This is a genomic window from Gandjariella thermophila, assembly GCF_005405885.1.
Lineage (GTDB): Bacteria > Actinomycetota > Actinomycetes > Mycobacteriales > Pseudonocardiaceae > Gandjariella > Gandjariella thermophila.
In genome coordinates, this window is sequence record NZ_BJFL01000037.1 from 1 (window position 1) to 14089 (window position 14089).

At 70.4% G+C, this 14089-nt stretch carries 17 protein-coding genes, 1 tRNA gene and 1 pseudogene; 11 read left to right on the forward strand and 8 right to left on the reverse strand.

Annotated elements, in window-relative coordinates; genetic code table 11:
• The first annotated feature begins 488 nt into the window (after positions 1-488).
• The gene (locus FFT21_RS23945; RefSeq protein WP_137816190.1) at positions 489-791 is read left to right on the forward strand and encodes a hypothetical protein; all 303 of its coding nucleotides are present in this window, start codon (positions 489-491) and stop codon (positions 789-791) included.
• A gap of 16 nt (positions 792-807) precedes the next feature.
• Here the strand turns inward: FFT21_RS23945 and FFT21_RS23950 are convergent.
• Positions 808-881: transfer RNA gene (locus FFT21_RS23950), tRNA-Gly, on the reverse strand.
• A 60-nt stretch (positions 882-941) separates the two neighbouring features.
• On the opposite strand from FFT21_RS23950, the gene dcd reads away from it, so the two are divergent.
• The gene (gene dcd / locus FFT21_RS23955; protein WP_192909720.1) at positions 942-1526 is read left to right on the forward strand and encodes a dCTP deaminase; all 585 of its coding nucleotides are present in this window, start codon (positions 942-944) and stop codon (positions 1524-1526) included.
• A 597-nt stretch (positions 1527-2123) separates the two neighbouring features.
• Positions 2124-2915 (forward strand): DUF7507 domain-containing protein, encoded by a 792-nt coding sequence (locus tag FFT21_RS28965; RefSeq protein WP_153816580.1) that lies wholly within the window; start codon positions 2124-2126, stop codon positions 2913-2915.
• Here the strand turns inward: FFT21_RS28965 and FFT21_RS23965 are convergent.
• Entirely contained in the window at positions 2912-3874 is a 963-nt protein-coding gene (locus FFT21_RS23965) for a cation diffusion facilitator family transporter (protein WP_137816193.1), read from the reverse strand. The two genes, FFT21_RS28965 and FFT21_RS23965, sit on opposite strands and share 4 nt — an antisense overlap.
• 351 nt (positions 3875-4225) lie before the next feature.
• Here FFT21_RS23965 and FFT21_RS23970 point away from each other — a divergent pair, with 351 nt between their 5' ends.
• Both FFT21_RS23970 and FFT21_RS23975 read left to right on the forward strand, forming a co-directional pair.
• Complete coding sequence (locus FFT21_RS23970; protein WP_137816194.1) at positions 4226-4753, forward strand: hypothetical protein; 528 nt, start codon at positions 4226-4228, stop codon at positions 4751-4753.
• Positions 4754-4781: 28 nt separating this feature from the next.
• Positions 4782-5525 carry a DUF2637 domain-containing protein gene (locus tag FFT21_RS23975; protein WP_137816195.1) on the forward strand — a complete coding sequence of 248 codons (744 nt, stop codon included), beginning with the start codon at positions 4782-4784 and terminating at the stop codon, positions 5523-5525.
• 56 nt (positions 5526-5581) lie between these two features.
• Here FFT21_RS23975 and FFT21_RS23980 read toward each other — a convergent pair whose 3' ends face one another.
• From FFT21_RS23980 to FFT21_RS29985, 3 genes and pseudogenes are all read right to left on the reverse strand, one after another.
• Positions 5582-5794, reverse strand: a complete 213-nt coding sequence (locus FFT21_RS23980) for a DUF397 domain-containing protein (protein ID WP_137816196.1) — start codon at positions 5792-5794, stop codon at positions 5582-5584.
• A 23-nt stretch (positions 5795-5817) separates the two neighbouring features.
• A pseudogene (locus tag FFT21_RS29980) lies at positions 5818-6276 on the reverse strand (DUF5753 domain-containing protein); the annotation flags it as partial.
• A gap of 12 nt (positions 6277-6288) precedes the next feature.
• A complete protein-coding gene (locus FFT21_RS29985; RefSeq protein ID WP_225978704.1) occupies positions 6289-6660 on the reverse strand; it encodes a helix-turn-helix domain-containing protein in 372 nt (123 codons plus the stop codon).
• A gap of 871 nt (positions 6661-7531) precedes the next feature.
• Between FFT21_RS29985 and FFT21_RS23990 the strand changes: the two genes are divergently transcribed.
• From FFT21_RS23990 to FFT21_RS24010, 5 genes are all read left to right on the forward strand, one after another.
• Positions 7532-7903 carry a hypothetical protein gene (locus FFT21_RS23990; RefSeq protein ID WP_225978705.1) on the forward strand — a complete coding sequence of 124 codons (372 nt, stop codon included), beginning with the start codon at positions 7532-7534 and terminating at the stop codon, positions 7901-7903.
• Positions 7900-8079, forward strand: coding sequence for a hypothetical protein (locus FFT21_RS23995; protein ID WP_137816197.1), 180 nt, complete (start codon positions 7900-7902; stop codon positions 8077-8079). Before FFT21_RS23990 ends, FFT21_RS23995 begins: the two co-directional genes overlap by 4 nt.
• 82 nt (positions 8080-8161) lie before the next feature.
• Positions 8162-8407, forward strand: a complete 246-nt coding sequence (locus FFT21_RS24000; protein ID WP_192909721.1) for a response regulator transcription factor — start codon at positions 8162-8164, stop codon at positions 8405-8407.
• 198 nt (positions 8408-8605) lie between these two features.
• Positions 8606-9907: a histidine--tRNA ligase gene (hisS, locus tag FFT21_RS24005; protein ID WP_137816199.1), complete on the forward strand. Its 1302-nt coding sequence runs from the start codon at positions 8606-8608 to the stop codon at positions 9905-9907.
• Positions 9908-9934: 27 nt separating this feature from the next.
• Positions 9935-10549 carry a hypothetical protein gene (locus FFT21_RS24010; protein WP_137816200.1) on the forward strand — a complete coding sequence of 205 codons (615 nt, stop codon included), beginning with the start codon at positions 9935-9937 and terminating at the stop codon, positions 10547-10549.
• A 33-nt stretch (positions 10550-10582) separates the two neighbouring features.
• Here FFT21_RS24010 and FFT21_RS30780 read toward each other — a convergent pair whose 3' ends face one another.
• Positions 10583-10978: a recombinase family protein gene (locus FFT21_RS30780; protein WP_137816201.1), complete on the reverse strand. Its 396-nt coding sequence runs from the start codon at positions 10976-10978 to the stop codon at positions 10583-10585.
• Positions 10941-11075, reverse strand: coding sequence for a hypothetical protein (locus tag FFT21_RS30405; RefSeq protein ID WP_264081674.1), 135 nt, complete (start codon positions 11073-11075; stop codon positions 10941-10943). Before FFT21_RS30405 ends, FFT21_RS30780 begins: the two co-directional genes overlap by 38 nt.
• Positions 11076-11338: 263 nt before the next feature.
• Here FFT21_RS30405 and FFT21_RS24020 point away from each other — a divergent pair, with 263 nt between their 5' ends.
• Positions 11339-11626, forward strand: coding sequence for a hypothetical protein (locus tag FFT21_RS24020; protein WP_137816202.1), 288 nt, complete (start codon positions 11339-11341; stop codon positions 11624-11626).
• Positions 11627-11715: 89 nt separating this feature from the next.
• Here FFT21_RS24020 and FFT21_RS24025 read toward each other — a convergent pair whose 3' ends face one another.
• Positions 11716-13968, reverse strand: coding sequence for a (Fe-S)-binding protein (locus FFT21_RS24025; RefSeq protein WP_137816228.1), 2253 nt, complete (start codon positions 13966-13968; stop codon positions 11716-11718).
• Positions 13969-14089 lie beyond the last annotated feature (121 nt).

The window sequence follows — 14089 nt, forward strand, 5'->3', positions numbered from 1 at the left end:
ATCGCCAACTTTAAAACTTGGAGGATCATGCACACCGACTACCGGCGGCCCATCGAGACCTTCTCGGAAACCATCTCAGCGGTAATCGCCCTACACTTCTACGCAACCGCCTGAATAAGCCTCAAACCCCCGTGGGTTCTCGTTGCACTCCCTCGCCCTGTTGACGAGTGAGTCCGAAATCATTGGTGTGGTCCGCCGGTGGGGCACCCAATGCTCGGCGGTGAGCCACCGGCCGGATTTCCGGTATGGGTCGGCATTGGAGTACACGCCAACCCTCGGCCGCTTCCGGCGCGCGAGTGAGCTCGCGTGGACCAGAACACGAACGCTGTTCGTGCCATCTGTGATGCTCTGTGTGCCTTCGATCGATCGCAGCCGCAGTGATCGCACACCACCCGTTGGGATCGGTTATTCAGCCGCGCGGCGGACGTGTCCGCGATACGGCCACCGCGTCCCGGCCGCGGCGACTGGAGCGAGCACCAAGGGATCTGATGGTGCGTGTGGGCCACGACGGCGTCCACGCGGTGCTGATCTACCAACGCGCGATGAGTGAGGCAGATCGGCGGATCCCTGCCGGCCTGAGCGCGCCGGTCGATCAGCACCGCGACGCCGGGACCGGTGGCAGCAAAGCGAAACACAGCCGCCAGGCGGACGAGCGGGATGATGATGACGAGGACGACGGTGACGGCACGGCCGCGCGCTGGTGGAGGTCCGCCAAGTGGCACGTGTGTGGCACAGACGCCGCCCCAAGACAGCGAAAGGGCGCGAACCATGATCGGCTCGCACCCTTCTGACCTGTATGAACAAGCGTGGAGCGGGCGACGGGAATCGAACCCGCGTCTACAGCTTGGGAAGCTGTCGTTCTACCATTGAACTACGCCCGCGAGGCGGTGTTGAGCATACACGGCGCGGGCGCGCGGTTGGGTGGGGGCTACGCTGACCGCGTGTTGTTGAGCGACCGGGACCTGCGCAAGGAGTTGGAGTCCGGGCGGCTCGAGCTCGACCCGTTCGACCCGGCCATGCTCCAGCCGTCCAGCATCGACGTGCGGCTGGACCGCTTCTTCCGGGTGTTCGACAACACCAAGTACACGCACATCGACCCGTCCATCCAGCAGGACGAGCTGACCTCGCTGGTCGAGGTCGGCGACGGCGACGAGCCGTTCGTGCTGCATCCCGGGGAGTTCGTACTCGGCTCGACCTACGAGATGGTCACGCTGCCCGACGACCTGGCCGGCCGGCTGGAGGGGAAGTCCTCGCTGGGCCGGCTCGGCCTGCTCACGCACTCGACCGCCGGCTTCATCGACCCGGGCTTCTCCGGGCACATCACGCTGGAACTGTCGAACGTGGCCAACCTGCCGATCACGTTGTGGCCGGGCATGAAGATCGGCCAGCTGTGCCTGTTCCGGTTGACCAGTGCGGCCGAGCACCCGTACGGGTCGGCGCGGGCCGGTTCGCGGTACCAGCACCAGCGCGGCCCTACCCCCTCCCGGGCGTATCTGAACTTCAGCCGGATCGACACCCGCCGCTGATCGAACTTGATCCCCCAACTTGGGGAATTTCTCGTGCGCGTCGGTAGCCCGCTGGTGTGACGCCCCTGTCGACCATCCGCCCACCCGCTGCTTCATCCCAATGGGGAACCGCATCGAGGGGGGCAGATGGGCTCGTCTGGGGGGACGGCATTGGCCAGATCGGCATGGCTGCTGGCGGCCCTCATGATCTGGTGGCTACTCCCTCAGGGTTCCCCGGCCGAGGCGGCGTCCAACCCGATCTGTGCCGTACTGACCTGCCTGGACCCGCCACGGAACGACATCGATCCGGCGCCCGCGAATCCGGTGGTTCCGCCCCTGCCGGGCGGCTGGCCGCCGGGGTTGCCACCCGCCGTGCACCTGCCCGGACCGCCGTTGGCGGCGGCTCCCGCGCCGGCCGCACCGCCGCCGGCGGCACAACCGCCCGGGGCACCCGCCGCGCCCCATCGGCCGGCACCGCCGCCGGCGCCTGCGCCAGCACCGCCGCAGGCGCCGCCACCGGGCGGCAACCAGCCGCCAGGGCCGCGCCCCGCGGGGCCTCCCGCGGGCGAACCCCCGCCGCCTCCCGCCGGGCCACCGCCGTCCGTGCTGCGCGTCGACGTGACCGGGCCCGTCCGCGCGGTGCTCACCGGCCGGCCGGCCCGGTTCACCGTGGCGGTGACCAACACCGGCACCGTGCCGTTGCGTGCCGTCACGCTCGGCGCGACCGTACCGGGCTGTTCCGGCCTGCTGGGCGACCTCGCACCCGGCCAGGTCGGCCGGCCGCTGCACTGCGAGCGGGCCATGGAGTCCGACGACCTGGTCAACGCGGTGACCGCGACCGGCACCGACCCGGCCGGGCGTCCGGTGACCGGCACCGGCAGTGCCACCGCGCGGTGGGCGCGGACCGGCATCGGGGTGACCGCGGTCCCCGACACGCTGCGAGCCGACGCCGGCAGCCTGATCACCACGACGGTGACCATGCACAACACCGGCAACGTCGACCTGGTCAACGTCGTCGTCACCGACCCGGCGCTGCCCGCGTGCGAACGCGTGCTGGACCGCCTCGCCGCGGGCAGCCGCCAGGACTGGACCTGCGTCACCACCGCGCCGGCGCGCGGCGAGGTGACCAACACGGTGAGCGCCACCGGCATGCCCGACGTGGAGGACGCGACGCCGATCGCCGCCCGGACCACCGCCTGGGTACAGGTGCTGGCCGCGCTGCCGCCCGGGGTGTTGGTGCCGCCGGCTTCCGACTCGGAACCGGAGCGGCCACGGCTGGCCACCACCGCGGTGCGCGTCGACCCGGTCTCCGCCTTCGGGCTCGGCATGCTGCTGGCCGGCGCCCTGATGATGCTCGCCGGGCTGCGCCGGCGCCGTTACCCCGTGCGCGGGGCGTACCGGCGCGACTAGCCGCGCAAGCCGTCCAGGGCGCCGCCGTAGCGAGCGAGCACCCGGGCCCGCAGTTCCGGGTCGTTGCGCGGCACCGGCTCTAGGAAGATCTCGTCCAGGTCGGGGAACGCATCGCGTAGCTCGCCGTCGATGCGCATGCAGGCGCGTTCCAGCTCGGCGGCGGTGAGCGAGTCGGTGAAGTCCAGCTTGGCGCACAGCAGGATGCGGTCCGTGCCGGTCAGCATGGTCAGCAGGTCGACGACCGACTCCACTTCGGGGGTCTGGGCGAGCCGCCGCTGGATCGCCCGCACCAGGGTCGGGTCGGCCTGCCGGCCGATCAGCAGCCCCTTGTTGGTCCGTCCCATGATGTAGGCGACGACGGCCAGCAGCACCCCGATGGCCAGCGACGCGATGCCGTCGAATGCCCAGATGCCGGTGAGCTGGTGCAGGCCGATGCCGGCGAACGCCAGCAGCAGGCCGAGCAGGGCGGCGCTGTCCTCCAGCAGCACGGTCTTCGCGGTGGGGTCGTCGACCAGGCGCAGGTGCCGCAGGATCGGCCGCCGCTCCGCCGCCGCCTCGGCGCGCACCTGCCGCATGGCTTGGGCCCACGAGGTGGCCTCCAGCACGAACGCGAGGCCGAGCACGGCGTACCCCACCCAGGAATCGGGTTCGTCCACGGGCCCGCCCAGCAGCGCCCGGACACCCTCGACGAAGGCGAACAGCGCGCCCGACGCGAAGATCGACACAGCCGCGAGGAGGGACCAGAAGTACCGCTCCTTGCCGTAGCCGAAAGGGTGCCGGCGGTCGGCCGGTCGGCCGGACCGGCGCAGGGCGGTGAGCAGCAGCGCCTCGGTGGTGGTGTCGGCCACCGAGTGCCCCGCCTCGGCGAGCAGCGCCGCCGATCCGGTGACCACCCCGGCGAGCGCCTTCAGCACCGCGATGCCCAGGTTGACTCCGAGCGCCACGAGCACAGTGGTCATTCGCTAACCGTACCTAGCCGGTGACCTGCTGAAACGGAGCCTTCCCGATCACTGTAGGCAGCCCCCGGTGACGGTGTCCACGCACCGATCCCCCGGGCACAAGGGATCGGAAGAGGTTGATCATGAACGACGCACCCGCCAACGGCGGAACGCAACACCCGGCACTGGTTGATGACGCGCACAGCGCGACGGCCGAACTCGAAGCCACCCGGGCCGAGCGGCTGCGCACCGAGCGGCCGACTACCCACCGAGCGGCCGACTACCCACCGAGCGGTTACCGGTCTGGACGTCTCCGCCTATGCTTTGGCCGACTACTGGGCCGACCCCGCGCAATGGTTCCTCCCGCGCGGCTTGACCAGCGCTGCGGACTACCTGCACGAGTTGGCCGTCATGGCGGTACTGGCCGGCTGGTTGCTGCGGTGGCAGCCGGGCACCATGCACGCCGCGATCCTGCGCGGTGCCACCGCGGAACAGGTCGCCGAGGCGGCCGGCACGACCGTGGCCGAGGTCTACGAACGGTGGTCACATTGGGTGGCCGGACAGGTCCGCCTGTTCCACACCAGCGCACCCCTGCCCAACGGCACCCGGCTCGGCGTGGCTCCCGAGGAAGCGCAGCGGGTCCGGCAGGCGTTCCAGCGCGCGCTGCCGGAGCCGGCGACGCAACCGCTGTCCGTCGTGATCGACGAGGTGACGTTGACCCCGGCGCAGTGGAAAGCCGTGGCCCGCAAGGTGCAGGCATACATCACCGGCGGTGCCGGCTATGACCTCACCGCCGCCCGCGCCACCGCCTATGACCAGGGTTGGCATGACGCGCTGATGTCGTTCGCGGCCTGGGCGGCGGCCCAGGCCGACGACGCGGCGCCGGGCCAGTCCCGCTAACCCGGTCACGCGGTTAACGGGGTACGGCGTGAGCAGCCGGACTGTGGCCATCGCCGCGACCACCGTGGTTGCGGTGGTCGCGGCGATGGTGAGCTACGACCACATGCGCACCCTCGGCGAGCGGGCCGGCGAGGGCTGGAAAGCATGGCTGATCCCGCTGGCCATTGACGGGATGGTGGTGGCCGCGTCCACCGTACTGCTGGTGCGCCGCCGCGCCGCTCGCCCCGGCGGGGTGCTGGCGTGGCTGGCGTTGCTCGGCGGGGTGCTGGCGAGCCTGGCGGCCAACGCCGCCGCCGCGCAGCCCACCCTGGTGGGCCGAGCCATCGCGCTCGTCCCTCCGCTGGCGTTGGCCGTCTCCTTCGAGCTGGTGCGGTCGCTGGTCATCACCGGGGTTCCCGCTGGTGACCGGCCCGCACCAGACTCGGCGCCAGTCACGTGGGCGGAGGCTGGCGAGGACCACCAACCGGCGCCGGCCACTCTGGAGGAACGCGCCGCCGCCCTGGTGGCCGAGGGGCAGCGGACCGGCCAACCGGTCGGCCGCGGACGGCTGGCCCGGGAACTCGGTATCAGCGAACACCAGGCCCGCCAACTCCTCGCCACTCTCACCACCGAGTCCACCACGGAGACCACTGAAGGCCGGAGGACAGCAACAAGCGGGACGCTGGACCCGCCCCGCAGACCGGAGCGGCGCCCCAATGAGCCGGGGGCACCTACCGCGGGCGCACAGGTGCGCGAACCCTCGCACGCGGCAAGTGGCGGTCACACGCGGTAGAAAATGCGACAGCGCTGGTGCCCCCATGGCTGGCACCGGCGCTGTCTTATGTTCGATCAGGCGAGGTCGAACGTCCCGCCCTTGGTGGCCTCTCGGAACGCGTCCCACGCAGCGGCCGGAAGCACCAGCGCCGGCCCGGTGGGGTTCTTCGAGTCGCGCACGGCGGCCATGCTGGGCGCCACATGCGCGATCTCGACGCATGCGCCGCCGTTCCCAGCGCTACGGCTGGACTTGCGCCACGTCGCGCGAGACAGGTCCGGAGCGTTCATCTCCGTACCCCTTTCACTTGCTCTCACAGTTCCCGCGCCACAGTATCCAGCAGGTTGGCCGACTCGGACGGGCTGAGTGCCGCGGCCAGCAAGTGACGAAACACCAGCTCGTAGTTCGCCAGGTGGCCGGGGTCATCCACGTATGACGCGGTCGTGAGGTCTTCCAGATACACGATGTTGCCGGCGTTGTCAGGGAAGCGGAGCAGGATGAACGGCACACCCGTTCCCGCATGGGCTCCCGCGCTGAACGGGATGACCTGTAGCACGACGTTCGGTCGCTCGGCAACCTTACGCAGGTGACGCAACTGGTCGCGCATCACGTCCCGACCGCCAACGACGCGCCTGAGCGCCGCCTCACTGATCACGACGTGCAGTCGTAGATCATCTCCGATCACCCGTTGCTGTCGAACCATGCGAGCTTGGATCAGCCGGCCAATGTCTCCGGGTCGATGGGTCGGCGTCGCCTCGATGATGGCTCGCGCGTACCCCTCGGTCTAGAGCGCGCCGGGGATCAACTCGCACTCGTAGACAAGGATCTCACTCGCCGCCTCCTCCAAGTGCACAAACTGCCGGAACCAGTCTGGGATCACCGAGCCGTACGGCGTGCGCGGCCGGCGTCGCCGAGCCTCGCGGCCGAGCTGCTCGATCTCGTCGCGTTCTTGCTGTGGAGCGCCGTAGAAGTCAAGGAGGTCACGCAGCTCCGCGGGCCGCACGGACACGTGGCCGCGCTCGATCCGGTACACCTTCGACACCGAACATTCCAGCAGCTCAGCGGCGTCCTCGGGTGACTTGCCCGCGGCCGTGCGCAGTCGCTCCAGCGCCATGCCAAGTTGCCGCTTGTACGGCGTAGGACTCGGCTCCGCCATCGTCCGTACCTCCTCGCTTGCGGCCAAGTGTGCACTACCAGCCCGGCATGAAGTCTTCACCTGATCGGACGCACGCTGCTGGCTTGCCGCGTGCGCTCGCATGGGGCGCACGTTCGCCGCGATGGGTCGGCGCTGACAGTGTGGGGCCTGTTCGCCCGTGAACGGGCGGAACAGCAGCGGGCCGAGCGTGTCCGTGCCGCCCGCCGACTTGCCGACACGGTCGTGATCTTGCCGCGGTCGGTGGCGTGATGATCTCCCGCGCACTCTGCCGGTGGACCGGGCCGGGCACGCCCGGCGGCGCAGGCGCGCGGGATCGGGGACCGGTGGCCTGCCCTCGACCGGCCGCCGCCGGTCCCCACCCAGCCCCGTGCCCGCCGCACCGGGACACACGCCGGGCTGACCACCCAGCGTGGGCGGCGGGCACGCATGGCGCGGCCGGAGTGCCCGCGCCCCTCGGCCGGCGCCCCGGGTTTCCCGAGCTTCCCGGGGCGCCGGTCCCCACAGCCGGCGGCCGGCGGTCCGCCCACCGTTCCCCACGCCGGCCGCTTCGGCCGCCGCGGGACGGGCATCCCCCACCGTCCCGCGGCGGTCCCCCCGACTTTCGCCGGAGGTGTCCAGTGACGACGCGTGTGACCCTGCCCGAATCGTCCGCGGGCCGGTGGTGGCGCAGACTGCGGCGCCGCTCGGCGCAGCGCCGCCGGATCGAGGCGATACGCGCGCGGGTCGCCGAGACTCTGTCGGCTCTCCCGTCTCCGCCGTCCGTGCCTGCCCCCGACGGGCACGGCCGGCGGTTCCTGCCCGCTGCCGGCCCGGCTGACCGCGCCGCCGGGCCGGCAGCGTCACCACACCCCGGCGGCCGGGAGGGTGGCGCGTGATCCGGCCCGAGGACCTGTTGCCGCTACCCGAGGCGCTGACGCGGTGGCCGGTGCTGCGGCGGTTGGCCGACCTGACGGCAGGGTGGACCTTCGCCTACGCCGAGCAGGACGGCGTGGCCGAGTGGACGGCGCTGCGCACGTGGCCGGACGGCACGGCGGACATCCTGCGACTGCGCGGTGAGACCGACGCCGAGTCACTGCGGGTCGACCCGGACGGCTACATCGTGTGGAAAGCCGACGGCACGGCGGCCGACGTGGTCGACAAGCTGACCGCACTGCTGCCGCCCGGTCACCCGTTGGCGCCGCGGCTCGCACTCGGCCGCGCGCCCGATCCGGCGTCGACCGCCCGGCTGTGGTGGCCACGGTGACCGCAGAACCAGGCGGCTGGTCCGCCGTAGACGACTTGCCGGAGCACCTGTCCGGAACGTTGCCGGTGCGCGTCCCCGGACCGGTGCCGCCACGACCCGACGACCCGCACGTATCACCCGGTCGGCACGTCATGGAACGCGTGCTGACCGGGTTGCAGAACCTACCCGACGACTAGAGAGGCACCCGTTTCGTTGAGGTCTGTCACCAACTCGACCGCGTACGCGCGTGGCGCACGTCCGCGGCAACCCAACCCGGCGTTGACCGACCGTGAGCGACAGGTGCTCGCGTTGATCGCCGAGGGGCACCCAAATGTGAAGATCGGCCTAGAGCTGCACCTTTCCGAGCACACCGTGAAATCCCATGTGCGCCGCATCATGCGCAAGCTGCACGCCCGGAGCCGCACACACGTGGTCACCATCGCCTACCGTCGGGGCTACCTGTCCACGCAGGTCAGCGACTCGGCGATGACCGGGACTCGGAGAGACCCGGTTGAGCGACCTTGACTCGCTTAAAAGCCGCGCTATTGGCCCTGGTCAATGGCTACGAGCCGCCCACGGGAGGGTCGAGTGCGCGGTTCGGGCTACGTTTGGCGGGCGCCAAGCCCTGACTGGTTGTGCGGGGCGGGCGTTGTGTCGCACCGATGGAGCAACGCAGAGTAAGTTACTTGCTTCGCTCCGTAGCTCTGCAGGAGGATCTTTCTCATGGCGCAGGCCGCCGAACCAGCCTCGGGTACTCGTGACTTCCTCGCAGACGACGTCCGGCGCCGTGAGCGTGCGTTCACCACAGTGCGGGAGGTCTTCGAGCGATACGGCTTCGACCCTCTGGTGACGCCCGCCTTCGAGCGGCTTGACGTGCTCACCGGCAAGTACGGCGACGAGGGTGACAAGCTGATCTTCAAGATCCTGCGTCGCGGCGAGCACGAGGCCAGCGGTGAAGCCGATCTAGCGCTGCGCTATGACCTCACCGTCCCCCTGGCCCGCGTGGTGGCCACCTACGGCAACCGGCTTCCGACCCCGTACAAGCGCTATGCGCTCGGCTCGGTGTGGCGCGCTGATCGCCCCGGGCGGGGACGTTTCCGGGAGTTCACCCAATGCGACGTGGACACCGTCGGGTCGACATCGCCGCTGGCGGATGCAGAGATCCTGTGGGCGATCCACGACGCACTAGAGGCATTGGGCATTGAGCAGTTCCGCTTTGAGATCAATTCGCGTCAGGCGTTGTTCGGGCTGCTGGATGCCTACGGCGTGCCGGCCGATCTCGGCGGCCGGGTGCTGATCACGCTCGACAAGCTCGACAAGTTGGACCCGGATGCCGTGAGCGCCGAGCTGGTCGAGCGTGGCTTGGCGACTGCGACGGCCTCCGCGCTGGTTGCCGATCTCGCCTCCGATGATCCTGACCGTGTCCGCAAGCAGCTCGACGGCACCGAGCAGGGACGCGCCGGGTTGGCCGAGGTGGATCGTTTGGTGGAGCTGACCGCCGGGCTGCCCGCGGGCCGGGTGGCCTTCACGCCGCGCATGGTGCGCGGACTTGACTACTACACCGGCCCGATTTTCGAGGTCTCGGCAACGGGTTATCCCGGATCGATCGCCTCGGGCGGTCGGTATGACGGATTGGTCGCCGCGCTCGGCGGCCCGGACGTACCTGCCTGCGGTGGCTCCATCGGCATCGAACGCATCCTGGCCAGCCAGCAACCCAGCGAAACCGAAGCACGCGGGCTCGACGTGGCGATCACCGTCCTGGGCGCCGAGGCCGACCTGACCGCGCTGGCCGCCGCGCTGCGCTCCGCTGGGTTGCGCGTCGGTGTATACCTGGGCTCCTCCGGCAAGCTCGCCAAGCAACTGAAGTGGGCCAACGACCAGCGCGCCCGGTTCGCGGTGCTGTATGGCCGCGACGAACAAGCCGACGGCGCGGTCACGATCCGCGACATGCACTCCGGCGATCAGGAACGCATCGCCTTCACCCAGGCAGCCGCGTACCTCGCAGCTCGCGTGCGCGGTGACTAGAGAAGCCGAGGACAGGGAGCAGTTCGGATGGGCTTACAGGGCGCCAAGATCGCCGCCATTGTCGCCGAGCGGGGCATCCCCGACCCCTGGGACAGCTTCGGGGCCTGCATGGATGCCAACGCCGGCCACGTCAACCGCATCCGTGCCGCCATCGAAACCTGCCGCAAGGACCCCACTGACACCCACCGCGCGGCCGTGACCGCCGAGTTCGTCGCAGCTCGCGCGAAACTCGACCGTGCTACCGGACTGGTCCGCACGGCACTCACCGACCTCGACGCCGACGGCGGATGGGCCGCACTCGATGCGCGAGCAGCACGCCTGGACATCGACGACGTCTGCGGACCCGAGTGGGGTCTACCCCGGTTCAACCATCCATACCGGGTGATCCAAGAATCACTGCGGTTCAACTGGACCTACATGAAGCAGCACGGCGTCCGCGCCTTCTACGAGATGACGCTCCGGTACCTCGATGACCTGCACGCCAACCTCGACGTCTGGCAACGGGCCTGGGAGACCGAGCAAACCACCGGCACCCGCGACCACCTGGTCATGCTTGACTGCGAACTGGTCGCCCTGGAAGCACCCATGCACTGTGGCGTGTGCCGGAAAACGATCGCCCCCCTGCTCTACCTCGACAACTGACCAAAATCTGGCAGTCTCGCGAGAGATACGCGATCATGGCTTTCTCGGCGTAGGCGTCCAGTTCTGCTTTGGAGATCCGGACGCAGGACTTACCAGCCGCCGCTGAACCGCGTAGAAGGTCTCCGGCTCGACAAGCCCCGGCCATACCGCCTTGGTCACGTCGGCCTCGTTAGTAATCCCCGTGGGGCGCCTGCGTGGGCCGACTGTCGGCGTCGCGTAGTGCACCCGCAACCCCGCATACGCGGCGTTACACGCCAGCCCCCGCAAATGCTGCGAACTGAACGGACGACCGGAGCGGTTCTGGATGCCGCGCGCGGCAAAGTCCCGCTGGATCGTGCGCAGGCTGTGGCCCTGGCGTAGCCGCTCGAACAACTCCCGAATGATCGGCGCCTCATCGGGATGCGAACCGGTCCCGCTCCAGATCCGCAATGAGCTTGCCGAAGTCGTCGCGCGCCTTCCGGGCGTACCGCGACGCCGAACGTACGGTGAGCGTGCTCTGCCCGCCCTCGTCGGAGCCCTCCGCCATGCACCCTCCTCCGCGAGTCCGCGCCGCGGTCACCTCGGCGGGCGCCAGGGTCCCGGCCCGGTCCCGAGATCCGCGTCAACCCTATTGGGGGTGACCTTGCCGGGTCATTCGGCAGGGCGGCCGGCGGTCGCCGAGTGGAGAATATCCCCGGCCGACCGGGCGTGTGGGCGGCGGTCCGGCCGGCGCCGCACCCCTGACGCAACCGGAGCCGCCGCCCGCGCGTCTCTCTGGGTGGTACCCCGTGATCTCGGGAGGCAACGTCGATGAAGCGGCCCCGCCGCCGTAGCTGGCGAAGAGCTGTCGCGGCCGGAGCGTGTGCCCTCGCCTTCGGCCTGGCCGGCGCCCCGAACGCCGCCGCGGCCGAGGTCAACGCCACCCCGGTCGCGCCGACCACCGCGGCGCCAGAAGGCAGCCGGCCCGACGTGGCGCAGTCCGACACCCCGGTGCGCTCCACCGCCGTCGGCGTCTCCGCGCTGGTCCTCGGCATCGGCGGGTTCGCCTTCGGCATCGCCCGCCGGGCCCGCGCGTCCGCCCGCGCCGACGACCGCTGATCTCTCCGCGCCGGCCCGGCAGCCCGATGAACCGGTGATACGAAGGGCGCCCCGGTCGATCGACCGGGGCGCCCTTCGGCTGTCCTGGCTCAGTGGGACCGGTCGTCGCCGGCGGGCAGCGGGGTACCGGTGGGCACCGCGTCGGTGGCGGTGTCCTGGTCGCTGTCCTGGCCCCGCCGAACCGCGCTGAGCAGCAGTTGCGCCACGTCGACGACCTCGACGCTCTCCGGCACCTTCTGCTCGTTCTGCCGCGCGGTGAGCCCGTCGGTGAGCATCACCCGGCAGAACGGGCAGCCGGTGGCGATCTTCGACGGGGCGGTGCCGGTGGCCTCGTCCACCCGCTCCAGGTTGATCCGCTTGCCGATCCGCTCCTCCATCCACATCCGGGCGCCGCCAGCGCCGCAGCACATCGCCCGGTCGGCGTGGCGGGGCATCTCGCGCAGCGTGGCCCCGGAGGCCCCGACCAGCTCGCGCGGCGCCTCGTAGACCTTGTTGTGCCGGCCCAGGTAGCAGGGGTCGTGGTAGGTGACGTCCTCGGTGACCGGGGCGACGGGCACCAGCCGCCGCTCCCGCACCAGCCGGTTGAGCAACTGGGTGTGGTGGACGACCTGGTAGTCGCCGCCGAGCTGCGGGTACTCGTTGGCCAGCGTGTTGAAGCAGTGCGCGCAGGTGACCACGATCTTGCGCTGCTTCGCCTCCCGGTCCTCGAACACCGAGTTGAGCACCTCGACGTTCTGCTGGGCGAGCATCTGGAACAGGAACTCGTTGCCGGCCCGCCGCGCCGGGTCGCCGGTGCAGGTCTCCTCCGGGCCGAGCACCACGTACTTCACCCCGGCGATATGCAGCAGCTCGGCGACCGCGCGGGTGGTCTTCTTCGCCCGGTCCTCGAACGCGCCGGCGCAGCCCACCCAGAACAGGTACTCCACGTCGTCGGCCAGCTCACCGTCGAACACCGGCACCTCGAAGTCCAGGTCCTCGGTCCAGGCCAGCCGGTCCTTGGCGTTCTGGCCCCAGGGGTTGCCCTTGTTCTCCAGGTTCTTGAACATCCCGCCCAGCTCGGTGGGGAAGTTCGACTCGATCAGCACCTGGTAGCGGCGCATGTCCACGATGTGGTCCACGTGTTCGATGTCCACCGGGCACTGCTCCACGCAGGCGCCGCAGGTGGTGCAGGACCACAGCACCTCGGGGTCGATCACGCCCAGCTCGTCCGGGCGGCCGATCAGCGGGCGCTCCGCCTCGGCCAGGGCCAGCGCGTCGACCTTGGCGTGCGAGTTGTCGCCGACCAGGCCGATCTCCTCGCCGGCCATGTCCTTGCGGCCGCCGGCGAGCAGGTACGGGGCCTTGGCGTAGGCGTGCTCGCGGAGCTGGGTGATCACCAGCTTCGGCGACAGCGGCTTGCCGGTGTTCCACGCCGGGCACTGCGACTGGCAGCGGCCGCACTCGGTGCAGGTGGTGAAGTCCAGCCAGCCCTTCCAGGAGAAGTCCTCGACCCTGCCGGCGCCGAAGACGTCGTTCTCCGGGTCGGCTTCCTCGAAGTCCAGCGGCTTGCCACCGCTCATCATCGGCTTCAGCGCGCCCAGCGCCACGCTGCCGTCGGTCTCGCGCTTGAAGTAGATGTTGAAGAACGCGGTGAACCGGTGCCAGGCCACGCCCATGGTCGCGTTGGCCGCGACCACGATCAGCCACACCATCGCCGAGAGAATCTTGAACGCGGCGAACACGCTGATCGCGGCGATGCTGGCTGGCAGCACCGCGCCGAGCGCGTGGCTCACCGGCGCCGCCCACACCGGCTGGTCCAGCATCCCGGTGGCGGCCTTGAACGCGCGCAGGCCGAGGATGCCGACACCCTCCAGCACCACGACGGCCTCGACGAAGTAGGCCTGGCCCATGTTCGAGCCGGCGAACCGGGACTGCCGGTCCGCCCGCCGCGGGTGGGCCGCCTGCCGCACGCCGGCGAGCCACAGCCCGCCGAGCACGGTGCCCACGCCGAGGATCTCCACGACCAGGTTCCACACCGGCCAGCCACCGAGCACCGGCAGCTCGAACCGGGGCCACAGCACCTCGCCGTACGCCTCCAGCACGGACAGCGACAGGCACAGGAAGCCCATCATCACGAACCAGTGGGCCACGCCCACGTGGCTCCACTTGAGCATCCTGGTGTGCCCGAGGAACTCCCGCAGCAGCGTGCCCAGCCGCGCGCCGAACGGGCCGTTGCGGGTGGGGTCGGGTTGGCCGAGGCGGATCGTGCGGATCATCCGAGTCACGGTCACCGCCACCATGGCCACCGCGACCACGGTCACGACGGCGCAGATCAACCCCAGCACGATCGGCAGAGCGCCCATGCTCGACATGCCTCTCCTGGTCGGATACCGGGTCCGTTCGCGGAGACTACGCCCGAATACCGGTCAGTAACCCCCGGACGTGTCCGGCATCGCACCGTTCGGCCGAATCTTGGTCGGCTGG